This is a genomic window from Frigidibacter sp. SD6-1 (genome assembly GCF_030143255.1).
In the GTDB taxonomy this organism is placed as follows: domain Bacteria; phylum Pseudomonadota; class Alphaproteobacteria; order Rhodobacterales; family Rhodobacteraceae; genus TMP-24.
Genome location: NZ_JARJNR010000010.1, coordinates 60,980 through 87,035 on the forward strand (window position 1 = coordinate 60,980; position 26,056 = coordinate 87,035).

The 26,056-nt window shown below is 59.4% G+C and carries 19 protein-coding genes; 11 read left to right on the plus strand and 8 right to left on the minus strand.

Annotated features, from left to right (window positions below; translation table 11 throughout):
- The first annotated feature begins 57 nt into the window (after positions 1-57).
- From P0645_RS16675 to P0645_RS16690, 4 genes are read left to right on the plus strand one after another with little or no spacing between them, the layout of a single operon-like run.
- Positions 58-2,745 (plus strand): class I SAM-dependent DNA methyltransferase, encoded by a 2,688-nt coding sequence (locus P0645_RS16675; RefSeq protein ID WP_284165691.1) that lies wholly within the window; start codon positions 58-60, stop codon positions 2,743-2,745.
- Positions 2,742-3,566, plus strand: a complete 825-nt coding sequence (locus tag P0645_RS16680; RefSeq protein WP_284165692.1) for an Abi family protein — start codon at positions 2,742-2,744, stop codon at positions 3,564-3,566. Before P0645_RS16675 ends, P0645_RS16680 begins: the two co-directional genes overlap by 4 nt.
- Before the next feature lies 1 nt (position 3,567).
- On the plus strand, positions 3,568-5,652 hold the full coding sequence (locus P0645_RS16685) for a DEAD/DEAH box helicase (RefSeq protein WP_284165693.1): 2,085 nt from the start codon (positions 3,568-3,570) through the stop codon (positions 5,650-5,652).
- Positions 5,649-6,857, plus strand: coding sequence for a GIY-YIG nuclease family protein (locus P0645_RS16690; protein ID WP_284165694.1), 1,209 nt, complete (start codon positions 5,649-5,651; stop codon positions 6,855-6,857). Before P0645_RS16685 ends, P0645_RS16690 begins: the two co-directional genes overlap by 4 nt.
- Before the next feature lie 20 nt (positions 6,858-6,877).
- Here P0645_RS16690 and P0645_RS16695 read toward each other — a convergent pair whose 3' ends face one another.
- From P0645_RS16695 to P0645_RS16720, 6 genes are all read right to left on the minus strand, one after another.
- Positions 6,878-8,128: a three-Cys-motif partner protein TcmP gene (locus P0645_RS16695; RefSeq protein ID WP_284165695.1), complete on the minus strand. Its 1,251-nt coding sequence runs from the start codon at positions 8,126-8,128 to the stop codon at positions 6,878-6,880.
- A gap of 7 nt (positions 8,129-8,135) precedes the next feature.
- Positions 8,136-8,894, minus strand: a complete 759-nt coding sequence (locus P0645_RS16700) for a DUF5131 family protein (RefSeq protein ID WP_284165696.1) — start codon at positions 8,892-8,894, stop codon at positions 8,136-8,138.
- A 124-nt stretch (positions 8,895-9,018) separates the two neighbouring features.
- Positions 9,019-10,131, minus strand: a complete 1,113-nt coding sequence (locus P0645_RS16705) for a Fic family protein (protein WP_284165697.1) — start codon at positions 10,129-10,131, stop codon at positions 9,019-9,021.
- 120 nt (positions 10,132-10,251) lie between these two features.
- Positions 10,252-10,491: a hypothetical protein gene (locus P0645_RS16710; RefSeq protein WP_284165698.1), complete on the minus strand. Its 240-nt coding sequence runs from the start codon at positions 10,489-10,491 to the stop codon at positions 10,252-10,254.
- A 160-nt stretch (positions 10,492-10,651) separates the two neighbouring features.
- Positions 10,652-11,299, minus strand: coding sequence for a hypothetical protein (locus tag P0645_RS16715; protein WP_284165699.1), 648 nt, complete (start codon positions 11,297-11,299; stop codon positions 10,652-10,654).
- A 10-nt stretch (positions 11,300-11,309) separates the two neighbouring features.
- Complete coding sequence (locus P0645_RS16720; RefSeq protein WP_284165700.1) at positions 11,310-12,071, minus strand: nucleotide-binding protein; 762 nt, start codon at positions 12,069-12,071, stop codon at positions 11,310-11,312.
- 438 nt (positions 12,072-12,509) lie between these two features.
- Here P0645_RS16720 and mobC point away from each other — a divergent pair, with 438 nt between their 5' ends.
- The 7 genes from mobC (at position 12,510) to P0645_RS16755 (ending at position 24,440) form a co-directional block, all read left to right on the plus strand.
- A complete protein-coding gene (mobC, locus tag P0645_RS16725) occupies positions 12,510-13,097 on the plus strand; it encodes a plasmid mobilization relaxosome protein MobC (protein WP_284165701.1) in 588 nt (195 codons plus the stop codon).
- Positions 13,084-15,432: a relaxase/mobilization nuclease domain-containing protein gene (locus tag P0645_RS16730; protein WP_284165702.1), complete on the plus strand. Its 2,349-nt coding sequence runs from the start codon at positions 13,084-13,086 to the stop codon at positions 15,430-15,432. The genes mobC and P0645_RS16730 overlap by 14 nt, the downstream gene beginning before the upstream one ends.
- Positions 15,425-17,407, plus strand: coding sequence for a type IV secretory system conjugative DNA transfer family protein (locus tag P0645_RS16735; RefSeq protein ID WP_284165703.1), 1,983 nt, complete (start codon positions 15,425-15,427; stop codon positions 17,405-17,407). The genes P0645_RS16730 and P0645_RS16735 overlap by 8 nt, the downstream gene beginning before the upstream one ends.
- Positions 17,408-17,471: 64 nt before the next feature.
- Positions 17,472-18,911 carry an IS1182 family transposase gene (locus P0645_RS16740; RefSeq protein WP_284165704.1) on the plus strand — a complete coding sequence of 480 codons (1,440 nt, stop codon included), beginning with the start codon at positions 17,472-17,474 and terminating at the stop codon, positions 18,909-18,911.
- Between the two features lie 429 nt (positions 18,912-19,340).
- Positions 19,341-20,144 (plus strand): restriction endonuclease, encoded by an 804-nt coding sequence (locus P0645_RS16745; RefSeq protein ID WP_284165705.1) that lies wholly within the window; start codon positions 19,341-19,343, stop codon positions 20,142-20,144.
- Positions 20,145-20,155: 11 nt separating this feature from the next.
- A complete protein-coding gene (locus tag P0645_RS16750) occupies positions 20,156-20,935 on the plus strand; it encodes a Hachiman antiphage defense system protein HamA (protein WP_284165706.1) in 780 nt (259 codons plus the stop codon).
- Positions 20,919-24,440 (plus strand): DEAD/DEAH box helicase, encoded by a 3,522-nt coding sequence (locus P0645_RS16755; RefSeq protein WP_284165707.1) that lies wholly within the window; start codon positions 20,919-20,921, stop codon positions 24,438-24,440. The genes P0645_RS16750 and P0645_RS16755 overlap by 17 nt, the downstream gene beginning before the upstream one ends.
- 168 nt (positions 24,441-24,608) lie before the next feature.
- On the opposite strand, the gene P0645_RS16760 is transcribed toward P0645_RS16755, so the two are convergent.
- Both P0645_RS16760 and P0645_RS16765 read right to left on the minus strand, forming a co-directional pair.
- Positions 24,609-25,634: a TrbL/VirB6 family protein gene (locus tag P0645_RS16760; protein ID WP_284165708.1), complete on the minus strand. Its 1,026-nt coding sequence runs from the start codon at positions 25,632-25,634 to the stop codon at positions 24,609-24,611.
- Positions 25,634-26,053, minus strand: coding sequence for a hypothetical protein (locus tag P0645_RS16765; protein WP_284165709.1), 420 nt, complete (start codon positions 26,051-26,053; stop codon positions 25,634-25,636). Before P0645_RS16765 ends, P0645_RS16760 begins: the two co-directional genes overlap by 1 nt.
- Between the last annotated feature and the right edge of the window lie 3 nt (positions 26,054-26,056).

Below are 26,056 nucleotides of genomic sequence, written 5' to 3' on the forward strand. Positions count from 1 at the left end.
GTAGTTTCCGGCAGCTTCTTTGACTACGAATAGTGTAACGAATTCCGAGGCCTGTTGATGAACCCGACTGAAATTTATGATGCCCTTGCCGAGATTGCGGCCAAGCCATTTGATCCGAATGAGTTTCCCTTTGCTTTTGCCGAGGCGACGGACGCGGCCAAGGCGGCGATCTCGAAGTTGCGCAATGGCTCGACCAACAAGTCAGATCTTCCTGGCGGCGTTCTGTTCAACAAGAAGTTTCACTACGCACCTGCACTAAAGGGCCTGACTGATGTCACCCTCGATCAACTGCGCGCTTCAAAGAAGACCAAGGCGTCCAAGCCCGCGATCCTGATTGCGACCGATGGCGAAACCATTGCAGCGGAACACCCGGCTTCAGGCGATACGCTGCATTGCACCTTCAGCGAGCTTGGTGATCATTTCGGCTTCTTCTTGCCTGCAGCGGGCAAAGAACGCTACCGCGCGGTCGAAGAGAACCCTGTCGACGTCAAGGCAACTGGTAAACTCGCCCGCCTCTATGACGCGCTGACAAAAGCCAACCCAGACTGGGGCAGCGACGAGCGTCGGCACGAAATGAACCAGCTGATGATGCGGCTCATCTTCTGCATGTTCGCCGAGGACGTGGGCATCTTCCCGGACAACCAGTTCTCGCGCCTTCTGTTTACCCATGCGGGCGACAAGGGTGAGGAGGCGCGCGAGACCATCATCGCGGCCTTCAACGCCATGAACCTGCCCAAGGACAAGCGCGGCGGTCTGCCCGCTTGGACCGGAGAACTGGAATACGTCAACGGCGGGCTGTTCGCGGGTACCATCGACGCGCCGCGCTTTGACACCATCGCCTTCCGCTATCTGCGTGATGCCTGCGATCTGAACTGGCGTGAGATCAACCCCGACATCTTCGGATCGATGATCCAGTCTGTGGCCGACCCTAAGCAACGCTCGGAACTGGGGATGCACTATACCTCGGTCCCGAACATCATGAAGGTGATCGGGCCGTTGTTCCTTGATGATCTGGATTCCGAGATCCACAAGGCCTGGGACCGCGCGAAAGCGTTGCAACAGGTGCTGGATCGCATGTCGCGCATCCGAGTCTTTGACCCCGCGTGTGGATCGGGCAACTTTCTGGTCGTGTCTTACCGCGAACTCAGGGCGCGCGAGACGCGCATCCTGCAGCGGCTGGAGGAACTCAACGGCCGAGGCTCGATGCAGATGTTCTCGGCCATCCCGATCAGCAATTTTTACGGGATCGAGATCGCGGATTTTGCGGCAGAGACCGCCAAGCTCGCGCTGTTCATTGCCGAGTATCAGGCCAATGCCAGCTTTGCCGAGGTGTTTGGGCGGCGTCCGGCCGCGCTGCCTTTGAACGATGCGGCGCATATTCGGCGTGGGGATTCCCTTTATACCCAGTGGGAGGAGGTCTGCCCCCACCCTGGCGAGGAAGAGGAAGTATTCATCGCAGGCAACCCGCCATTCCTTGGAAAGGCTCAGCAGGACGCGGATCACAAGGCCGGAATGGACCATGTCTTCAAGGGCAAGGTAAAGTCTTACCGAGCGTTTGACTTCGTGGCGGCGTGGTTCTTCAAGGCATCGGTCTATCTGCGTGGCCGCAATGTTCGTGCTGCTCTGGTGTCTACCAATTCAATCTGCCAAGGGGCATCCGCAGCCAACCTGTGGCCCGAAATCTTGACTGACGGCGTAGAAATCGGATTCGCGCACCGATCCTTCAAGTGGCGCAACAATGCATCGGCAAATGCCGCAGTCATTTGCGTAGTCGTCGGAATGCGAAACAAATCCAATGCTACAAAGCGCATTTTCGACGAAGGTGTTTTCGAGGAAGCCGCAAACATCAATTCGTATCTGCTAAATGATCAAAACGTATTCGTATCTGGATCGAGCAAAGGACTTTTCGGGCTACCCGAGATGAATTTTGGCTGCATGCCATATGATGCTGGAAATCTGTTACTGCTCCCAGATGAGAAAGAGAAAATGCTGGCCGAAGCACCTGAGGCGTCGAAGTTCATTCGGCGTTTCATGGGGTCGCAGGAGGTTGTGAAGGGCATAGAACGCCATTGCCTTTGGATTTCAGATCCCGACTTGCCGGATGCCATGGCCATTCCACCTGTCGCCCTTCGTATCGAGGCGACTAGAGAGGCCCGTCTAAAAATGACGGATAAGGGCGGCATTGAACTTGCAGAGCGGCCACATCAATTCCGTGAGCATGTTGCGCCTGAACGCCATGCCATCCTTGTTCCCAGCGTGACTTCCGAACGCCGCCCTTATTTGCCCGTTGAGCGGGTTGGGGCCGATGTGATTGCCTCTAACCTCAACCAGGTGCTCTACGACGCCCCTGAATGGTGCATCGCCCTAATCGCCTCGCGCCTGCATCTCGTCTGGATCGCCACGGTCTGCGGCAAGCTGAAGTCCGATTTCCGCTACTCCAACACCCTCGGGTGGAATACCTTCCCCGTTCCAAAGTTCAGCGAGGATCAACTGGCCGAGCTATCCGCCTCTGCGCGGCGCATCCTCAAGTGCCGCTACTCGCATTTCCCCAAGACCATCGCCGAGCTTTACGACCCCGACAAAATGCCCGACGACCTGCGCGCCGTGCACCGCGAAAACGATGATCTCTTGGAGACGATGTATATCGGCCGCCCCTTCCGCAACGACACCGAGCGGCTTGAAAAGCTCTTCAAGCTCTATGCCGCCAAGGTGAAATCGCAGGATAAGAAGGGCGCGAAGGCATGAGCGGGCAAACGACACCCCAAAAAACAAGCGAGGCGGCGCCCGAAGGCCCGCCTCATGATCTTGTCCACGGGAGGGGCCAGAAGCCTGCCGAAGCACCTAAAGGCAACCTCACCGCGTCTCACGAAGCAATAGATAGCGCCGATGTGGCCACGGATCAAGTTCAAACTCTGACCGATCTTAGGGTTCAGAAGCTGTTAACCGACTGCCTGAGCGACCGAAGACTTCAGCGATACGCCCCTGCGGCCGGTGATGCCGGGGTAGCGCGCGAGGACATCTACCTCTGGAACTGCGACCTGTCCGAGGCATTTCACTTTGCATTGCATATGGCCGAAGTGACCTGCCGGAACAGCATACACAACGCGCTAACGTTCCGTGACCAGCGATGGTTCGAAAACCCAACGTTTCTCAAGATCCTGGACCCTGTTCGCAGGAAGGACCTCGACAACGCGATCGCTGATGAGACCGATCAACACGGTGACGTCATGGACGCCCACCACATGGTTTCGGCTTTGTCTTTCGGGTTTTGGGAGCACCTGACGACCAAGCGGTTCCAGCGTTATCTGTTCCCGAAAGGGTTTCAGCGGGTGTTCAAGCACGCTCCATGGGACGCCAAGCTGGAAGACTTGCACGACTTGATCGAAAGCGTGCGCCGCTGGCGTAACCGCATCGCGCACCACAATGCGATCTTCGACAAAGGCCCATCATCGAAGTACCAAGACGCGTTAAAGCTGATCGCGTGGTCCTCTCCGGACCTAGAGGCATGGGTAGCAACCCGATGCCGTGTGAACCAGATTATCAACGCGCGCCCGAAGGGAGAATGACATGGTTGAAATGGTGAACGTTACCTATGGGCGCTCCAACTCGACAACCAACAAGTTGGGCCAACGCCCGATGCAAGCCCGCGCCTATGCCGCACGAGCGGCGCAGTTCCTTTTGCTCAAAGCGCCGCCGGCCGCTGGCAAAAGCCGCGCGCTCATGTTCGTCGCTCTCGACAAGATGCTTCATCAGGGGCTGGAAAAGACGATCGTTTGCGTCCCCGAGACATCGATTGGCGGGTCATTCCGCTCGACGGATCTGACCCGCTACGGGTTTGAGGCGGACTGGGACGTCGAGGATCGCTGGAACCTCTGTTTAACGGGCGAGGACGCAGACAAGCAGAAGGTCAAGGCGTTTCAGGCGTTCCTGGAAAGCGATGCCAAGGTGCTGGTCTGCACCCATGCCACATTTCGCTTCGGTTTCGATGAGGTGGCAAGAACTGCGGGTATTGAGGCTTTTGACAATTGCTTCATAGCCATTGACGAATTCCACCATGTCTCTGCCTCCGACAACAACCGGCTGGGCGTGATCCTGCGCAGTCTGATTTCCCGAGCGGAATGCCATGTGATGGCAATGACCGGCAGCTATTTCCGCGGGGATGCGGATCCGGTGTTGCGGCCAGAGGATGAGGATCGGTTCACCAAGATCACCTACAGCTACTACGAGCAGCTGGAAGGCTACGAATTTCTCAAGGCACTCGGGATCAACTACGAGTTCTACAAGGGCAATTACGTCAACGGATTGCCAGGGGTGCTGAACCCTGACCAGAAGACGATCATCCACATTCCTCACCGGGGGTCGTCCGAGGCATTCGACGACAAGTACAACGAAGTCGGGAAGATTCTCGACCTCTTGGGTGTCCATGAAGGTCGCGATCCTGAGACCGGATTTGATCTTGTCCGCAGGCCAGATGGGCAGATTCTGAAAATCGCCGATCTGGTTGATGACGGACCAGGCCGCGACATCGTTAAATCTGCGCTTTCGCGAGAGATCAAAGGCGCTGATGGTCGTCGAGACGATACGGCGGACCGCGAGAAGGTCGACATCATAGTTGCGCTTGGTATGGCGAAAGAAGGGTTCGACTGGGTTTGGTGTGAACATGCCCTGACGATAGGCTACCGGTCATCGCTTACCGAAATCGTGCAGATTATCGGGAGAGCCACCCGCGATGCCCCGGGTAAGCCGCGTGCGCTCTTCACCAACCTGGTTGCCGAGCCGGGTGTGGAAACTGGCGTTGTGACAGACGCGGTCAACGATATGCTGAAGGCCATTTCTGGTTCTCTGCTCATGGAGCAGGTGTTGGCACCCAACTTCAAATTCTATCGGCGCGAGGATGGCGACGTGCGTGCCCCAGTCGGCACTGACGCCGAAGGCAACGTCACCATCGGTATCAGGGGACTGATTGAGCCACCCACTGATCGTGCTAGGGAAATTTGCGAGAAGGACATGCACGACTTGATGGCCACCGCTTACCAGGAAATGGATAGACGGGTCCTTTCTCCGGACACAGCGCCAGAGGTCGCCACGCAAATGGTTCTGACGGACATCATCGAGCGTAGATACGAGACCCTAGATGAAGAAGAGGCAGAGTCTGTCCGGCAACACCTTGCGGCGCATATGAACGTGCTCACTTTGGCTCGGCGAGAAGCTGAGCGTGGCTTCGCTGAAGGGCAGTCACCTTTGATCGGAAGCCCCGGCAAGGTGGACGCTTCTGACGACGATGGGGATGACCTCGGAGACAGCGCCCCCAATACGCTGCTGCAGATGGTCAAAAAATTCATCAACGTCCGCGACATTGATGTTGAGCTGATCGATAGCGTGAACACGTTTCGTGAACGGTTCGAGGTCGCATCGAAGTCTTTGAACTCAGAGCTTTTGGCACATGTCCAATCGGCGATGGTTGCGTTGCGGGTCAACATGACCGGCGACGAGGCTCGAACCCTCTGGCCGAGGATCAAGGCGTTCCGGGCCAGTGAAGGACGTGAGCCGAATGTTCATTCCGCCGATCCCCTGGAGAAGCGGATGGCAGAGGCGCTGGCCTGGCTGAAAGCTGAGAAGGCGAAGCGGCTGCGAGAGGGCGCGATGCAATGACGCGGCCGAGCTTGGAGGACATATTTTCGGAAGACGATGAATTCGGCCTGTTGGATGTTAGGCTGCGCGGCAGCCGCGCCCCAGTAGCCTCCGACCAAGGGGCGGGCGCGCTGAGAGAAGTCTCAGCGTTCTTTGAGAAACACGGGCGCGTTCCTGATCCTGATGCGGTGGACCATGACGAGATGCGGCTCGGTTCGATCTGGGCATCGATCAAGTCTGCGCCGACAGACCAGATGCAGTTGGAGGATCGGTTTGGGCTCCTGGACGACAAACCTGCGCAAGTGTTGAAATCTTGGCGAGATGAGCCACAGGGTTCTGAAGTGCCTGCCAGCCTCGATGACATCTTCGATGACGACGAACTTTCGGTGGATCTGTCACTGATCAACTTGAAACATACGACGCCTGCCGCAGACCGACATTTGCCCGATCATCGGGCGGAATTTGTTCCCTGTAGCGACTTCGAGCAGTTTGCAGAGCGTTTTGCAGCGGTACAGCAGGCCTTGGAGGCGGGCGATCGCCAAGCGTTGCCAGTAAAGAAATGGTCCGTGATTGAGCCCATAGAAGGCGATTTCTTTATCCGCAACGGGCTTCTCGCGATGATAGCTGAGAAATCCGAAATGTCCGCGCGAGGCGGCTCTCGTGACCACAGACTTCGGGTCATCTTTTCCAACGGCATGGAGAGTGATCCTCTCATGTCTTCGTTCCGCAAGTCGCTCAACGATGATAAAACGGCCCGTATGGTCCAGAAGGTAGGGCTTGGACCCCTCGATCCAGACTGGGAAACGGATCAGCTCGAACTTTCCGGGACCATTTACGTCGCTCGGTCACGCTCGGAGGATCCTGCGATCAGGGCGGAGCGAATGATCCTGCATAAGATCGGTGTGACCAGTCAGGATGTCGCGCGCCGAATTGCAGATGCCCGGAACGATCCCACGTTCTTGCTGGCTCCCGTGGACATCGTCGCGACCTATGAACTGCAAAACCTGTCCCGCCGCAAAGTCGAGAATCTTCTTCATCGCTTCTTCGCTGCGGCCAGGCCGGCCGAGCTCTATGTGACTGATCGTTTCGGGAAGAAAGTTTACCCCAAGGAATGGTTCTACGTCTTACCGGACCATGTCGGCCGAGCGGCGAAACTGATCGAAGAAGGGCGCCTTCATCTGTTTGAGTATAACGTTCAATCCCAAGAAATCGTTGCGAAGGTTTGACCAGGTAAAGGCGCGGCGGGCTACCAGCGCGACGGGAAAAATAAGGTCGGTTGGCTAGGTCTGATAAGTCGATCTTTGATGGAAATACGCGTTCCAGCCCTTTTCGGCGTCCCGTTGGCCGATAAAACCTCTAGCTCACGCGCTTGTGCCAATTCGGAGAGTACCTGAAAAATGTCGTCGTTGGTGCCTGCTGTTCGGTTGCCAATCTCATCCAACAGGCGTGCGACGTCCAACTGCCCATTTTCCATGATTTGGTGAACTTCGGCTGGCAGGGCGTTTACAAGCTCCGTATTCAACTTGGTTCGATCAATCTCTGAAAAGTTGAAGAGCGAGTCGCAACTTTCGATCAGTCGCGTATCATACCCCAAAGAAAATAAGCTTCCCGAACCAATGTGGGTGAAGCTGTTCTGTTCCTGCCAGTGCACACTAAGCATCTTGTCGCGGGCAGCTTGGTGTTGCGATAGGTGTGCAAGCATCATCCATCGGTTATCTGTGCGCGACCACAGCATGAATGGAGTGAAAAACTTGGCACCACTTTTTGCATGAATGTGTGCCATGAGCGCGCGCTGTGTCAGTGCGCGGCCCATATGTTCATCTTTTCGCTGTCTCCAATCAGCGATGAAGCGGGAGTCGATGCCAAACTGCTGGTAGAGGGGAAGCTCTGCCGAAGCGTCCTGGAGGTAGTTCAAGAGGCTATCAATGGCGAAATTGAGTACGACCTCTGCTCTATCAAGGGCAGAAAAGATCGTCTGTATCGCTGACATTGGCACGTCGGAGTAGCCAAACTGATCCAAAAAGAAAATCGATCGGCCTTTGCGCTGAGTCTGCGTGATCTCAGCCATGATTGTTGGCAAGTGTTCGACAAACTTTCCTTCTAATACAGATATCTGCGGATCGTTCTCTTTGTATCCTCGCCCGCGCAGCTCCCTCTTAAGGGCGGCCACATGCTCGCGTTCGTCATCCACAAAGATAAAGCGTGCGTTGATTTCCAAAGGCTTTGCGCGACCTTCGTTCAGTCTTACGGACGCCTCTTCAACAGCATTGAGGAGAACAAGCGGGCTCCCAGCTCTCGTCCCGTTTCCATCGGAATATGCGCCACCCCCACTGAACCCGTCCACAAGAGTAATATTCAAACGATCTTGTGCTGGGTTACGAACCACTGTGTCGAAATAGACATCAAGATAGTTCTTGAGGACATCGAGCTTACGCTTAGTGTGTTCTTCAATTCGCGGGAGACTGCCATCGGGTCCCCAGATGAAGTTCGTCGCCATCCCGTTCCTAACTCGTCAACTCTGCCATTATTTCTTTGGGTACGATCTGCCATGGAAAGCCGTTCCACTCCGCTCCTTCGAGAAGCCGTCCGCCAGACTTTGGCCGGGCGCCCCCCCACTGCTTGAAGAAGAATGCGACTTCATATTTTTCACATGCAATGCGCAATTCCGTTGCCCATGACGGTTCCATCGGCCTCGCCTTTGGGCCGCTTTCACCCCCGACAATTGCCCATGCTATGCCGCTCAGATCGACGTTCCCGATCCGCCCGAGTAGTGGTTCAAACGAAATAAATCGCGCTTCTGAATTGATTTGGCGCAGGTGTTCGATGCGGCTTTTGTGTGCGCTGTCCTCGACGGACACGCCGAGCCAGATGTGTGAAGGGACTTTTTCTCCAGAATATCTCTTTCTTACGTAGTTTCGCATCAGCGACGAGCGTTTGGTAAGAACCTGATACACATGCCAATTAGCCTTCTCCATCGCGTCAAAAACGGCATCGATGTGACTGATCGGGATATCTTTGTGAAATAGATCGCTCATTGAGTTGACAAAAATCATACGCGGCTTCTTCCAACGAGCCGGTTGGTCAAGGCGTGAGGGCCAGAGACGTAGATCAAAGCCTTGCTCATAAGGATGCCCCTCGATACCACGCCACCGCTCCGCAAATCTTTCTGCATAGCAGTTGTCGCAGCCCGGGCCGATTTTTGTGCAGCCGGTGACAGGGTTCCACGTCGCGTCCGTCCACTCGATTTCAGATTTTTGTGCCATCCTGCCCAATCCTTTTTGACGGCCACTCTACGCTGATTGGCACAAAGAGGGAACATCCAATCTGGGCACTGAGCGTCATGCCGAATCTGCCGATAGTGAACCTCCCAGGCTTTCTACCAACCATTCACGTCCTCCCACTTAGGTTCAACCAGTACCTCGTATGGCGTCGCTCACCGGTTCGGCTGAGCGCACCTTTCTCGACCAGGTCCTGCAGATCGCGGGTTGCGGTTGCGCGTGAAGTTCCGGTGATTTTGAGATAGTTGTCGGCGCTGAGGCCGCCTTTGAAACCGCCAGGGCCTTCCCGGAACATTCGAGCGATGGCCTTGGCCTGGCGTTCGTTCAACTGGTCCCTGTGACGATCGTAGAAGTGTGCCTTGCTGATGAAGAAGCCGACGCGGTCGAGTGTTGCCTGTTGGGCCTTCAAGACAACTTCCGCGAACCAGACGAGCCAATCGGTCACTTGAAGCGTTTTTTGATGCTGCTCGAGCTGGTCGTAGTATGCCTTGCGCTCCTTCTCGATGGTGAAGGCGAGCGAGATGAGGGTCGGCTGGCCAATGTTCTGCGCCAGCGACTTTTCAGCGAGGGCGCGACCCAGGCGGCCGTTGCCGTCTTCGAATGGGTGGATGCTCTCGAAATAGAGGTGGCTTAGCCCTGCGCGCGTCAGCGCTGGAAGCGGCTCTGCTCCCCCCGGCCCGGTCTTGTTGAACCAATCCGCGTATCGCTCCATCTCAGGCATGACACGCTCTGAGGGAGGCGCTTCGAAATGGATCGTGGGCCGGTCGAGGCGGCCGGAAACGATTTGCATCGCCTCGGCGTGGCGTCGGTAGGCCCCGATGGTTTCCAACCGACGGTCATGGGACAGGAGCATCCGATGCCAGCGGTACAATGTCTCATGGGTTAGCGGCTCTGCAAAACTGGAATAGACATCGACCATCATTTCCGCGACGCCCTGTTCGCGCGGTTTGGCAGGGTAGCTGTCTGGATCGAGGCCTAGATGGCGGCGCAGCGAAGACTGGACACTGAGCCGATCGAGGATTTCACCCTCGATGGCGCTCGTCTGCATCGCTTCCTCGCTGAGCAGTTCGATGCGGAGTTGCTCGCGCTCCGGCTGGCTGACATGATGGACCGCGCCGAGGATTTCCCCGGACGACAGCAGAAATGTCTGCTCGAACGCCTCCAGAGCGGAGGCGTCATACCGGAAATCCGGCCAATCAGGCAGCGTCCAGTTCCAAGCCATGAGTTATAGACATCCTTTCTATAACTCATATCTAGACCACTTCCGAGGCATAGAAGTCAACTCTATCGCTCAAAGGACCTGCGGGATGGGGTGACCCACAAACCGACGCGAGGCCTTGAACTATGCCTTTTCAAGGTGCGTCAGACCTTGCTGACGCGGTCTGGGGGCCTTCGGATCGGCGGGGTTTTGTTCCGGCGCTTGAATGAATGGTTCATAGCGAACGTCCGCTATGGCGCCGTCGAACCAGGCAGGCTGCACGTCACCATTGTTCCATTGGTAAAGGTAGCCAACCAGATTCTCAGATGTCTTGCAGAGGATGCGCATGATCGGTTCGCCAGTCAGGCGGGGCTTCGTGTTCATAATGCGTTCCTCCTAAATGGACCTCGCAACTCGTCACTACTGAGGTCTGAAATTCCTGTTAGCCGGTGTTAGGACTAGGTTTCTGCAACTGCAAGATGAACCGTCCCGGGTGGGCAAAAATCCACCGGCGAAATGCAAGTTGTCTTTTCAGATAGGTATCTTACGGCACGTTCGGTTCATGCGGCGATGCAGCACGAATGGCAATTTCTTCCAGGATCGCATCGATCTCGCCCCAGATGAGCGGTTCCACCTGGCCACGGATCAGGGCCCATTTACTCAAGACGTCGAGCGGGTCTTGTTCGCGGAGGAGCATACCCAGGCTTGCCGCATTTACAGCCAGAGATGTCCGGGCCTGCCACTGTGTGTTGCGAGTGCGTCGCTCCTCCGCGACTGGGGCGAAGACCGGCGACAGTTGCCAGCCTTTGACTGCACGGCGCAGGGCGGCACGCACCACATGCGCCGGCTCAACACCACAAGTCTCCAGCGCTGCTTCCTGTCGTTCGAGTGCGTTGACCCTGATGTCGATCTTGCGGGTCGGGCTCTTGGTCGCGGTCGATACGGGAGCATTCAGGTTGGTATGCGGGTCAGAGCTTTCCGCGGTGACTTGGTGCGGCGCCACGGCACCTTCCGGCACACACTCTGACTCGTGCCGATCAGCGTCAACGTCAGCGTCAACGGCCGGGGTGCCTGTCTTTGTTGCTGTGACCTGTGCCTCATCTTCCTTCCCGGGAATCTCGCGGTCACCCTGTTGCAGGGTGGCGGCGTAGGCTGGGTCGGGCCTGGTGATGGTCGGGATCTTCTTGCGCAATCGGCTGTCCTCACGCAGCAAGGATGTTGTTGAGGATGTCCGTTGCCTCCTCGAGCGCCTCGACGACATGGCGTACATGTGGACGCATCAGAGGGTTCGGATCGGATTGCTTTTCCAGCGCCAAGGCGTGGAGAAGCCCCTTCTGGTCCATCTCCTTGTAAGTGTTCCGTCGCATCATGACGGTCTCAATTACTGGAAAACGGGTGAGCGCTTCTTCAATCAGGGCGGCGTCAGCACGGGTCGTTTTCGGGTCGACCATGTTGAGGACGACGTGGTGGCGCGGAAGGCTAGAGGGGTCGTCAACACGGGATTTCAGCTTCTCAAACCAATCAGCCGTCTGCGCGCCGACATCGAAATCAGACGTCGACAGCATGACGGGCGTCACGATGTGGTCCGCAAGCACCGCGATGCCGTCTGACCATTCGGCACCGACCCCTGCGGTATCGATGAAGATGAAGTCTGCCGTGCCTGCCATGTAGACCTGATCGATCCGATCCTCGACACCCGCCACGCTTTCGACGATGGCCGAGCAGAGAAGCGGCGAACTCAGCCCACCGGCTTCCGCCCGGGTATGCCAGGCCCCGAGTACTCTCGTGCTGTCCGTGTCGATCAACATCACTCTGCGTCCGGCGGCGATCGCGGCGCTGATCAAGGCGCGCGAAAGCGTCGTTTTCCACTGCCCCCTTTCCGGGCCATCGCTGCGATCACCACAAGATTTTCGTTCGGCATTCTGATCCTCCACAAAAATAGTGAATCGCAACGATAATGCCAAAGTGTCGCTAAACGCATGAGGCGGAGGGGTCAAGCAGAAGTCGGGATGCGACCCGCGTTTGGCATGCAGAGGGCGGCGTTGTGCGATGACCGTGCGACGTCTGCCGTGGCGCCTTCAGCATTCGTCGCGGGGCACCACACACCATCCAAATGTCGGGATGCGCTTGGCGATGTGCTGCGGACGGAATGCAGGTGACGTATAGCGCGCTCCAAACGACGGGAGGCAAGAGACGGGGCGCAAAAGACGTGATGCGCGATGCGGAGACCGCATCGCGTGGTGCAATGAGCGCGAAGCGCGATCCATTGGACAAAGGACGGGAAATCGCCCCTGTAGGGCGATTTTCTACATTGAGTACAAGCCCTTATGGCCGACTCCACTTGCGTTGGGAGTCGGCGGGCTTGTACGAAGTTGGCAAGAAATAGGAACGTTAACTTCAAAATGCCCCGACGTCGCAGACTGTCAGAGATCGAGCGCTCGACCATCGCCCAGGACCGCCGGAACGGCGTCTCCGCGGCGTCGTTGGCCGCGCGCTACGATGTCAGCCTGAAGACGATCTACAATGTGGTGAACCACTGGGGTGAGCGTCAGACAGCGAACGGCAGCCGATCGCGGGTTGTGGGGATCCGGGTCTCGGACGACGACCTGCGCCGGTTCGACGCGGCGCTGTCGCGGCGCGGGATTGCGCACCGCTCGGATGCAATGCGCCGCCTGATGCTGGCGGCCGAAGGTGTCTTCCTGCCCGATGACGAGATGTGCGACGAGCTGCGCAGTCTCGGCGCCGCGCTCAACCGGGTCGGCAACAACGTGAACCAGATCGCGCGACGTCTGAACGAGGCCAAGGTGCGGGGCGAGAGACTGTCCTACCCGGCCTCAAGTCACCGTGACGTCCGCGCCCTTGCGGGTCTGGTCTTCGATCTGGCCGACCAAGTCCAGGAGATGTCGCGTGCGCGGCGCAGCGTGCTGGACCTTGAGATCAGCTCTGCCCTGGCGGGCCTCGCCGAGAGGGATGAGAATGGCGCGGAGTGACCGGGTCCGTGGCATCGACCCGGCGCTCTTTGACCGCGGCTGGAGCCGAGTTTCGGGATCCTGGCAGGGGCTTTCCAAGGGCGCGCAGATGGTTCGGGCCGCGCGCGGCTATTCGCCAGCGATCTTCAAGGCTATCTCGAAAGGGGGCTGCCACACCGGGGCGCAGCTACGGGCGCAGCTCACATATCTCACGACGAAGTCGACCCATATCCTCGACAGTCGCGGCACCCATGATGGAAAGAAGCAGCTCTCGGAAGCCGAGATCAACCGAGTGGCGCGGCGGTTCGAGAACCAGTGGAACGAGCGCTACAGCCCCAAGCTCGGACATACGTCGCATCTGCTGATGGCATTCCCGGTTGGAACGAGCGGCGACGAAGTGCGCGATATCACCCAAGCGGTCTGCGAGAGGTTCTTTCAAGGTGAGGGGTCGCATTTCGACTATATTGCTGCAATACACCAAGATCGCGCGCATCCACATGCGCATATCGTTCTGAACCGCCGCAGCAAGGATGGCGAAATGTTCTTTCTCGGGAAGGATCACCACTTCAACTACGACGCTTTTCGCGAGGCGATGGTCGAGGCTGCCCAAGTTCATGGGATCCGCCTTGAGGCGACGCGTCGTCTGGATCGCGGCGTCACGACCTACCGCGCCGAGATCGATGAAATCTACAAGGCCCGCGACGAAGGCCGTTCTCCTGTCGAACGCCAGAGAACCGGCGCTGACCTGGCGGCCGCTCTGGAAACCGTCAGGCACAATGCGTTGATCTACCGCGGGCTGGCGGCGGAGGCGTCACGTTCGAATTTCGAAGACTTGGCCGAGGCGCTCGAGAGGGCCAGCACCATCCTTGCCAGTGGCGGTCAGATTCAATCTGACGGAGCCATCTACATGTCCCAAGACCAAGCAGCGTTCGACACGTTGATCACCGAGTTTTCTCAGAACATTCGCCAAATCGAGGCGGCGATCGACAGGGCGCCGGCGGCCGAGAGGCCGGTGATCGAGCGCAAGCTGACCGACGTTCTGGCCTCGGTCGCGCATTTGAACCCGCTCGGGGATCGCTCCGCCGCCCTGGTCGATGCCCCGTCCCGGGACGGCATCTATGCAAGGCCGAACTTAAGTGAAGATCACCTCGCGCGTCTTGACGATGGAGAGGTGGCACCAAAGCTGGCCGAGGCGTTGCAAGGCACGGGCATCGATGCCGAGGCTGTGGCCGCGCGCCTGCGGGAAGGGGCAGGCAATGCCGCATTGGAGCGCCAGTGGCTGGCACAGGATCTGCAGGCGATTGCCAAGGAAGGGGGACTCGATCTGGAGAAACCTGCGGACCGGGAAGAAGCGCTCGACCGGCTGGAAGCCGTGCATGTTCGGTTGGGCGATGTTCTGACCGATGTACGCGTCCTGCGCGCGCCAACCGAGGTCGACGAGGTGGATGACGCTGAGGCAGCGCTTGGTGAGCGGTTGACGACACCTGGGAGTGATCTCGCGCAAGACGGGTCCGACATCTTTTCCCCATCGGAGCGGCAGGCGTTCAGTGCGCTGGTGGCGCAGTTCCGCCGGACGGATTTCGATCATCCGTTCTCCGACGACCCCTCTGTGCGGCGGGCAGGCGCCGTGGAGGTGGAAGAGGCCCGCGCCGCGTTCGACGCCTACGCGCAGAAATCGCCGCAACATGCCGAACTGGCCTCAATGGCTTGGGAACAGCTGACCGACAGTCGAATGCCGCCGCAATATGCGGTATCGGAGCAGGACCGCACGCTTCATGCTGGCGACATGGACCTCGCCTTGCGGGATCCTTCGGATCATTTCGGTCCGATTACCGAAGAGCTCCGCACCCTCGCCCGCTATCGCACGGAGATGCCGGATGACGAGTTCGGGCAGGCCGTCCAGGACGAAATCAATCACCTTCGTTCGCTCGGCGCGTCGCGTGCCTATATCAGCGAACGCAGTTTCGAGATCGAGGACCAGGCGCGACAAGACTACGCCGAGCGCCGGCATCTGGAAGAGACAGCGCCAACCGTCATGGCCTTTGTGCGAAACGCCGACGTCGAGGGCCCGCTCTCCGAGTCAGAGCAGCAGGACATCGTCCGACAGATAAACGAGCGACTAAGCCCCGACGCAATCGACGCGCTGCGGGCCGGTAACGCGGACGTCCTCGACAAGTTCACTGAGGATCCGTTGCGCCAGCTGGAACTCGCCAGGACCTATCTTCAAAGCAGCGAGGTCACTGCGCACGGCCCGGCGATGGAGCGCGTTCTCGATGCATTGGCCGAAGAGCAGATCGAGGCGCAGCGCGCGCGCCACGCCGCGGCACATGGTGAGAAGGGGATCACCCATGGATAAAGGCAAGATTGCCCTAGGAGTGTTGAGCCTCGTGCTGGTCGGTCTCGCCATGGGCTATGTCGTGGCGACCGGCTTTGTCATGTTCCGCTATGGGCTTTCTCCCACGCGTTTCGACGTCACCCTGCTTGCCCGCGAATATCGGGGTCTGTCTCAGTCCGCACCAAAAGACTTCCTCTGGGTGAACCTCATCCTTGGCGGCTTCGGCCTGGCATCGCTGATGCTGAGCGTCACGCTTCTGGGGGATGCATTGACTCGCTTCGGGACGACGCATTGGCAGACCCGCAGCGAGATGAAGAAGAACGGTTTCTTTGCCAAGCCCGGCGGCGGCTTTCTTCTGGGCAAGCTCGGCTCCCCGAAATCCAGGCGCCCGTTCCTTGTCTCAAAAACCTTCCCCCACGCGCTGATCGTGGCGCCTACAGGCCGCGGCAAGGGCGTGGGCTTCGTGATCCCGAACCTTCTGACCTACAAGGGCTCGGCTGTGGTGCTCGACGTGAAAGGTGAGAACTTCCGCGAGACCTCGCGCTTCCGCGCCAGCATGGGCGACAAGGTTTTCCGCTTCGCGCCGACCGACTGGGACCGACCGACGCATCGCTACAACCCGCTCGCGCGCATCGCGGCCATGACCAACCCCGACCGACAGCAAATGGAGCTGAAACTCACCGCCAAGCTCTTCCTGCAGACTGACAACGAAAAGCTGAGCGGGCTTTTGGCCGGGGGTATCGACCTCTTTGTGGCGGCAGGTCTTCTGGCCATCGAGCGCGGCGTGCCGACCATCGGCGAGATCTATCGCATCACAGCCTCGGGGGGCGACAAGCAGAAGGAATACCTGAAGCGTTCGCAGGAGGTGAAGAACAAGTCGGCCAAACTGATCTTCGAGCGTATGGCATCGACCAACAATGACACCCTGACCTCCTACTTGTCGCTTCTCATGACCTCGGGACTCGACACCTGGGATAACCGCGCGATCGACGCGGCCACCGCGACCTCTGACTTCTCATTCCGGGATATCCGCCGCCGCCCGCATGCGATCTATCTTGTGGTCGAATCCGAGATGATCCGACCGCTTGCCCCGCTGATCCGCCTCTTCTTTTCGGACCTGATTGCCTCGCTGCAGGCGCAGGAACCTGGAGACGACGAGCCTTGGCCCGTCATGATCATGCTCGACGAGTTCGACCGGCTCGGCAAAATGCCGATCGTCGCCGAGAGCATCAAGACGCTGCGCTCCTTCGGCGGCAACCTCGCCATCGTCACCCAGACGATCCCCGCGCTGGACGAGATCTATGGTGAGAACACCCGCAGGTCGCTTCAGGGCGGCGCAGGTGTGAAGCTCTACCTCACCCCGTCCGAACAGAAGACCATTGAGGAGTTGAGCCAGGCCGTTGGTAAGACCACCAAGCGCGTGGTGACCCGGTCACGCGCGGTCGGGCGCAATCCGTTTGAGGGGCGCAGCGTTTCGGAGAGGACAGAAGATACCCCGCTTCTGACAGAGGATGAAGCCCGGCGCATGGATCTCGACGAGGTCATCCTAGTGATAGACGCGCAAATGCCGATCCGGGCAAGAAGGGTGAAGTATTTCGACGACCCGGCGCTCAAGGTGCTGCACGCGGGCCAGTCGGGAAGCTTCCCCTATCCGGACGAGGATGGTCTGCGGCGAGATCGGCAGATGTCCGAGACCCGGGAAACGGTGGAGAAGCTGAAGCAAGAGCTGCAAGAGGTGCGTGCGGCTGCGGGGGCACAGGGGTCCGAGGCGAATGCGCTACCCAAAGCGGCTCAATCTCCCTCGCAAGAACAGCTCGATCCCAAGCCAGCACCGTCAGGGCGGGCGCGAGGGAGGGCTGCACGGACCGCTGCGGGTGCCGCTGGGTCGGATCAGCTCTCCTTCGATCTGGCCGGGCTGGGTCTGCGCCCCTCTGACAGAACCCAACTGGCTGCGGCGGTTCTGACGACGCGAAGGATCATTGCACAGCATACGTGACCGGCCGAGGCTGTGTGGAAACCGCTCTCTGTGGTAAACTTCCGCAGGTCAGGCGGAGGCGGGCATGGCGGGTTTCATTGAGGGCGTTGATCGCGGCCAGTCGGTGCTTTTCCCCGAACGGCTGGACGACTGGATCGGTGATGACAGCCTCGTTCGTGTCGTGGATTTCTTCGTCGAGGAGCTCGATCTGCAGCGTCTTGGTTTCGCCCGCTCCGCCCCCGCGTGGACTGGACGGCCAGGCTATGACCCTGCGGTGCTGCTCAAGCTGTTCATCTATGGCTACCTGAACCGCATCCCGTCGAGCCGCAGGTTGGAGCGCGAGGCGGGGCGCAATGTCGAGGTCATGTGGCTGACCGGCAAGCTGGTGCCGGATCACAAGACCATCGCGGATTTCCGGCGTGACAACTGCGTGGGCATCCGCAAAGTCTGCGCGCAATTCGTTGAACTCTGCCGCCGGATCGGCACGCTGAAGGGTGGTTGCGTGGCCATCGATGGCAGCAAGTTCAAGGCCGTGAACAACCGCGACAAGAACTTCACCAAGGGCAAGATCGCCAGCCGCATCGCCCATCTCGAAGCCGACGTTGAACGCTATATCACCGAGATGGTCCGCATCGACCGGCAGGAGGAAGGCGAGGCTCGGACTGAGAAGGTGGAGCATCTGTCCCGCCGCTATGGACGCATCCGGCAGGAGATCGCGCGGCTCAAGGAGATGGACCAAGCCCTGGCCGATGCGCCTGATAGCCAGATTTCCTTGACGGACCCCGACGCCCGCTCGATGGCAACCAGCGCGCGGCACAGCGGGATGGTCGGCTACAATGTGCAGAGCGCTGTCGATACCGAGACCCATCTCATCGTCGCACATGAGGTCACCAATCAGGGCTTCGACCGCGAACAGCTCAGCCCGATGGCCAACGCGGCCAAGGCCGCCCTTGGGCGGGACGACCTGCATGCCATCGCCGACAAGGGCTATTTCAGCGGCCCCGAGATCCTGGCCTGCCATGAGGCGGGCATAACCACGACCGTGCCGCGGCCCGCGACCTCGGGCAATGCGGCCAAGGGCATGTATGTGAAGGCGGACTTCGTCTACGACGCCAAGCGGGATGTCTATGTCTGCCCTGCGGGAGAGGACCTGACCTACCGGTACACGACCGAGGAACGCAGCATCCCGATCCGGCGATACTGGATCAACGGATGCAAGACCTGCCCGCTCCGGACTAATTGCACGACGGGCAACGAGCGTCGGATTTCCCGCTGGGAGCGGGAAGATCTGGTCGACGACATGGATAGCCGCCTGGGGCGCGACCCGGACTACATGACCCTCCGCCGCTGCACCGTCGAACACCCGTTCGGCACGATCAAGGCGTGGATGGGTGGCACCCATTTCCTGATGCGCAGGCTGAAGAACGTCCGGAGCGAGATGGCGTTGAATGTGCTAGCCTACAACATCAAGCGAATGGTCGCCTTGCTCGGCGTCAGGGGACTGATGCAGGCCATGCAGGGCTGATCGCAGTCATTTGGAGCTACATGAGGCCGATCAGTGGCCGTCAGATCCCCCTCCCAGAGGCGCGGTGAACGCGATGTGCCCACAATACGAACCCAGTCTCCGGAAATGCTCTGATCGCTCACGCCCCCGACGTCGCCACCGCGTTTCCACACAGCCTCGGCCCAATGCGGCCGGACGTCTTGTAAGGATGCTGCTTCGCCGTATTCTCCAAAGCCGCCTTTCGTCTGGCACTGCAACAAGATTCCGGCCACAATGGGAATGAACCTAGATTATCTTTTTTACTTCTTTGTACGGAATCTGCCATTTGGGAAATAGGCACTTGGGTAGCAGCACTATGGGCGCCGGGGAGGGCAATTTATTAGCGTGATGCGTTCCATAGACCTACGCCTTGTCGATGATCTCGTTGACTTTGTCCGAGGCCCGGGCTTCGTGCTCGATTTTTCGGACACGAGCTTCGCGGAATTTTTCGCATCCGAGTTGAAGATCAACATCGACGATCCCAAGTTCTCAGCGAACGGTGGGTCCAAGGGGAAACGCCTGCGCTACTTTCTGCAACAATGTGATGACCGCACAGCCGTGCGCGTGCTCGCCGCACTCTGGGAGCACCGATGCGAATATCTCGCGCGCAGCGGCACAAAGGACCCGGTGGCGAACGCCGGTTCGCGCTATCAACGCTTGATCGACCGTCTCTCCGATGGCATTTCGCCAACGCCGGTTCAACCCACATCCGCGCCCGTCGTCGATCGCCAGAAAATCGCGAACATCAAATCTGAACTGCTGCGTGTCTCTTCGCTCAGCGCACAGACACGCGGCTTCGCCTTTGAAGGATTCCTTAAGGGTCTGTTCGATGCCTTCGGACTTGCCGCACAAGAGCCCTTTCGGCTGCGCGGTGAGCAGATCGATGGCAGCTTCCAACTCGGCAGCGACACCTATCTTCTGGAAGCAAAATGGCAAGGCCAGCCAATCGGGGTTGCCGATCTCCACACCTTCCACGGCAAGATCGAGCAGAAAGCGGCCTGGACGCGAGGCCTGTTCGTGAGCATCAGCGGCTTCTCCGAAGACGGCCTCGTCGCCTTCGGTCGAGGCAAGCGCGTCATCTGCATGGAGGGCCTCGACCTCTACGAGATGCTCGACCGGGAGATACCGCTCAACCAAGTTCTGGAACGCAAGGTGCGCAGGGCTGCTGAAACCGGCATGCCCTTCCTTCGTGTTCGCGACCTCTTCCCGGCCTGAGGAGGAGGCGCATGGTGCAGTTCAACGATTGGTGCGACTCTGCAGATACGCCTCTGGGCAATCATCACGTTCGGGTCATGACGGGCCGCCCCGCGGACGCTGCAACCGGCATCCAAGCGACGGCTACAGCCGTGCCCACCCACTACGCCGCCGAGGAACGCATTGCTGCAGCGCTTGCGAGGCTGGGCAAGGTCGCTGCCGCGCAGATGATCACTGATCTTCTCCCACAAACGCCGCAGATCCGATCAGGCGACCTCGGCGAGATTTATGCAACGGAATGGATCGATGCTCATAGCGGCTATCGTGCCCCCGTCAAACGGCTGCGCTGGAAAGACCACCGCAATATGGCGATGCGCGGTGACGACGTCATCGGCATGACGCTTGACCCGGCAACACAACGCCTCCGCTTCCTAAAGACGGAAGCCAAGAGCCGCATCGACCTGCGAGCCCAAACGCTGCAGGAGGCGCGGACCGGTCTGGATAAGGATGGCGGCCTTCCATCGTCACATGCGCTGTCCTTCATCTCAGCCAGGCTAATGGAGCTGGGGACCGATGCGCCGCTCGTCGACGCCATCGACGAGGCGCTCTATCGGCACGGTATCCCGCCAGAGAGCGTGAGACATCTCCTCTTCACCTTCTCCGGAAACTCCCCACAGGCCTTGCTGACGCAGGCGCTGCAGGCCTATCCCGGTCCGATCGGACAATGGGGCATCGGCCTGCACGTTAACGGGCATGCCGACTTTGTCGGGGCCGTCTACGATCGAGTCATAGCCGATGCCAACCACTCCTGACGCGATCGAAACCGCCATCACCGATGCAGCGACGGCAGGCTTTCGTGGCAGGCTCATCGCGCGAGGCCAGGCCCGCGCCATGATCTGGCGTGATGGCATTCTCCCGCCTGACGCACCCGCCTTCTCGCCGCAGCTTAGCTTCGATCTCCACAACTACGCATATGGCTTGCTTGGGCTGGGGCTGCGCCTCCTCGAACTCGATGGCGATCCGAACCAGGCACGGATCGCGTTCGAACAGGCGGCGACCGCCCTCGAGGCGGTTATGGCCAAGGGCAATCGCGACGAAGCAGACCGCGATTTCCATTTCGTTATTGCGGCGGCCAGCTATCACCTCGCGCACCTGTCAGCTCGCGCCTATTCTCTACTTGCTATCGTGGCCGCTGAGGAGAATTTCTCGCCAATCGAACAGGCGCTCGCGCTGTTGATGCGCCGAGACGTCAACGAGCTGCGCGCACTTGTGTATGCCTTCCGCCTCGATGGCCGAGGATCGGACACGACCATTGCGGCGCTCTTCCAGCAGCGTCTCGCTGAGCCCGTCGCTGCCGACGCTCCGGAGCGCGACGGAAAGGATTTCCTTTTCGAGGGCTTGGATCTCGCGCTCACGGACGCCTTCTTCGGCGCTTTCGCGATGTTCCTGCTCGCGCTGGATCGCGGCGAGCGTGCCCTTCTCGACCAAGCGATCACCCAGCTTCGCGAAAGTCTCGACATCTGCGCGGAATTGAACCTTTTGCCGCAATGGTGGGTGCATCGGGTCGCCATCCATCTGCTTTCCGATCTCTGGTCGAACACCTTCCACGAAAAAGTTCCACTGCTACCCGCCGGCGGCGGCGCGGCTTCATGGTCCGGCCTTCGCGAGCTCTTCATCGCCTTGCTTGCTCGCCGCCCGAGGGCCGAGGTCGACCTTTGGCCTTCGCAGACCGAGGCGGCGTCGCGTGCTGTCGATCAGACCGACAACCTCGTCGTCTCGCTGCCGACCAGTGCCGGCAAAACCCGCATCGCCGAATTGTCCATTCTGAGATGTTTGGCCAGTGGACGGCGAGTCATGTTCGTGACCCCGCTTCGCGCCTTATCGGCGCAGACGGAAACCACCCTTCAGCGCACATTTGGGCCGCTCGGCAAGACCATCTCCGCTCTCTATGGCAGCATCGGCGTATCCGGCTTCGATGAGGACGCCATTCGTGAGCGCGACATCGTCGTCGCGACTCCCGAAAAACTCGACTTCGCGTTGAGGAACGATCCGTCGCTTCTCGACGACGTCGGCCTGCTCGTGTTCGACGAAGGCCACATGATCGGACCGGGGGAGCGCGAGGTTCGGTATGAGGTTCAGATTCAACGTCTCCTGCGCCGCCAGGATGCCGACCAGCGCCGCATCGTCTGCCTGTCAGCGATTCTTCCTGATGGGGATCAACTTGAAGACTTCTCGGCATGGCTGCGTCGCGACCAGCCCGGCGGTCCGATCAAGCTCGACTGGAGACCGACGCGCTTGCGGTTTGGCGAGGTAACCTGGAACTCTCCGACGGCGCGCCTCAATCTTCGCGTCGGGGATGAAAACCCCTTCGTGCCTCGCTTCCTTGCCGGCGCTGCCCCGCCGTTATTCGCCCCGCCGAAGAAGCTGCGCACCCGCCTCTTTCCGGACAACCAACAGGAACTAAGCCTCGCCACGGCGTGGCGGCTCGTCAGCGATGGCCAAACGGTGCTGATCTATTGCCCCGAGCGCCGGAGTGTCGAACCATTTGCCAAGGTCATCGTCGACTTGCACGCGCGCGGCGCGCTCGCGTCGCTGCTCACAGTGGCTCCGGCTACGCTCCAGACCGCTATCGCGCTTGGCGAAGAATGGCTCGGCCCAGACAGCGACATCCTTAAATGCTTGCGGATTGGCGTGGCGCTTCACCATGGAGCGTTGCCGACCGCCTATCGCAAAGAGGTCGAGCGGCTGTTGCGAGATGGCGTGCTCAAGGTCACAATCTCATCGCCGACACTGGCTCAGGGCCTCAACCTGTCGGCGACAGCCGTCGTCATGCATTCGCTCTATCGCCATGGCGAAAAGATCAAGGTTTCAGAGTTTAAGAACGTCATCGGCCGCGCTGGCCGCGCATATGTCGATGTCGAAGGCCTTGTCTTATATCCCATCTTTGAGGACGCGAAGAACAAAAAACACAAGGCATGGGTCGGACTGATCGAGGATCTCGGCGCGCGCGAGATGGAGAGCGGCCTCGTCCAGCTTATCTTCTCGTTGCTCAGTCGTATGCACGCCCGGCTTGGAGGCAACCTTGATCAATTGATCGACTATGTCGTCAATAATGCTGCCGCATGGACCTTTCCCGAGGTCGCCGGCGAAAAGGCCGACAAGCGCGAACGGGCACTCAACGAGTGGGAGCGTCATATGGCGACGCTCGACACGGCCATTCTCAGCCTCATCGGTGAAGCCGACGTTCCAGATGATCAGATCGAGGTCGCGCTCGACAACATCCTTCAATCGTCGCTCTGGCAACGTCGTCTGTTCCGCATGAACGATGCAACGCGGGCTGCTTATCGCACCACGCTGCTCACCCGGGGCCGCTTCATCTGGGCGAATTCGACCGCCGCTAGACGGCGCGGCTACTTTCTGGCTGGGCTGGGGCTCGAAGCAGGGCACGCGCTAGACGCAATTGCGCCTGAGGCGAACGACCTTCTCATACAGGCCAACGCAGCCCTTGCGGCAGCGGATCATGAGGCGGCAATCGCTGCGATCACCGGCATCGCCGAGCGTGTGTTTGCCTTCTACCCATTTGAACCGGATCCATTCCCGGTGAATTGGCGCGACATCCTCAGATGCTGGCTCCTCGGACAGCCATTGGCCGCGATCGTCGCCGGACAGGAAGCTGAGGTATTGCAATTTATCGAAGGCGGCTTGGGCTATCGTCTTCCTTGGGCCATGGAGGCCCTGCGCGTTCGCGCTGCGGCCAATGGCGATGTCGTCGGCATTTTGGAACTCCCGTTGGACGACCATGAACTTGGCCTGGCCGTGCCCGCTGTCGAAACGGGGACGATGAACCGCTCCGCCTCGATACTCATACAGGCCGGCTTCAATTCAAGGCTGGCGGCCATCAAAGCCGTTACCGACACCGCCGCCACCTTCACGACCGGCGCGGAATTGCGCGCCTGGCTGCGCTCGCCCGGCCTCGCGGTCTGGTCGGCGCAACCCGATTGGCCAACTGCCGAGACACAGGCGATGTGGCTCGAATTCATCCAGGAGTTTTCTCCGTCGGACAACCGGACCTGGGCGCAGCGAAGTTACCTTGGAAACGTCCAGTGGTTCGCGGCACCACCGCCTTCCGGGACACCAGTTAGCCTCTTTCATAGAAACGGCCAACCGCTGGTGCTGGCGCCGGACGGGCGCGCGATCGGCAAGCTACAGCACCCGCTCAACCCGAATGCCCGCGGTCTTGTTCGGGCGAACGTGGCTCACGACGTGGCCCATCTTGACCTGAGCTATCTCGGCCCCGACGATATGTGGACAAATTAGTGAAACCACAGCTTCCTCCGCTGCACTTTCTTGCGACAGTTGCTATCCGCCCGTTACGCTGCGGGTTGTTCGAGTGACTGCTCGCCCAGCGTCGCTGCAGTTGCCATGCCCCACCACCATTAGTCTGCTTTTCGCCCTTCTCGACAACGAGAACATTGACGTTCCATCTCACTTCCCCAGCCGTTTTGCCCTCTCGGCTATCCGTGCCACCTGCGCGCTTGCCGTTGCCGCAGCGCTCCGCACAGCGGCAGGCGTCTGAACCGCGCCTCGCCCGATCACTTCGCCTGTCGTGAGCGCGCCGATCCGCGCCCGGCCCTTCACGCCGTCGGTATTGAAGATCCCCCGCATGATCCCGGTCGATCCAGCGACCACAGCGGGTGCGGCTGCAACCATCAGGTTGCCCGACATCCCCCGCACGATCAGTGGTGTTGCAGCGACGAAGCCTTTGGCGAGGAACACCATGACGAAGAACGGCACCAGCGATCCGATGTTGGTTGCCGAGTTCGGATCACCGAGCTGCGCGAGAAGCGAATTCGCCATGCCGACGACGGTCGAAAACATGGCTGCGATGACGATGGGGTAGAAGGCATAGCTGACCGTCGTCGAGACCCATCTGTGGAAGAAATCCTTGGTTGCATCGAAGAGCGACAGCGCGATCATGATCGGTGCGAGGCCCAGCATCAGGGTCAGCATCATCTTGGCGAAGATGAGGACGATCCCGGTCATGAAGCCAAGGAGGCTGAGGAGCACCAGGCCGATCCCACCCAGGATCGCGCCTGTCATCCAGTTCAGATTGCTGCCGATCGCGTTCAGATATGTCGCGAAGCGCTCGATCAGGTTGTCGAACTCTCCTGCGAAATGGGTTGCGCCTGCGCCACCCCCGCCAACGGACGACACCAGCGCGCCCGCCACATAGTCGAGGCCCCCGATCACAGCGTTGGATACCGCGTTGAAATTGGCCCAGTTGAAGGCGAAGAGGCCTATCAGTGTCAGCTTGATGAGATACCAGAAGAAGCTGGCCCCATCCATGCTGCGGAACTGGAATGCCATGTTGATGCAGACGCCAATCAGAGAGAGGGTAACCATCAGCAGGACGATCGTGCCGGTATTGCTTGCCACTGCCCCGAACTGGGACTCGGCCGCATCGACAAGGAACGCGTCTGCGGTTCCGACCATCCAGCTGACGACGCCCATTACCAGTTGCCCTGAGCTTCGCAGATTTCCTGAACTGCCAACCGTAGATCATTCCGCTGCCTTCTGATGTCCCGCTGCGCGGTTGTGTGTTCCGCAGCCGAGTCCGGAAGGTACTTTTCATCGAATTCCTCAGAGGCATCTTCCCAAGACGGGAAGCGGACATCGCAAGCACAGTTGCCTGTCTCGACAATCTGTTCCCATGCCCGAAGTTCATAAAGGTCCATCAACGTCAGCGCCTTGTAGGCTTCACGCGGATTGATTTCGTCCATCCAGGTCGGGCGCGCCGGACGTTCGTTGCAGATCCGGTATTGTTGAGGCGACATATCGACTGTGAGATCGTTTGAAACCTGAGGCGAAGTCTGCGCCACAAGGGGGCCCGCCAAGGCGGCAAGCATGAGTACGAGAATTGGTTTTCGCATCTG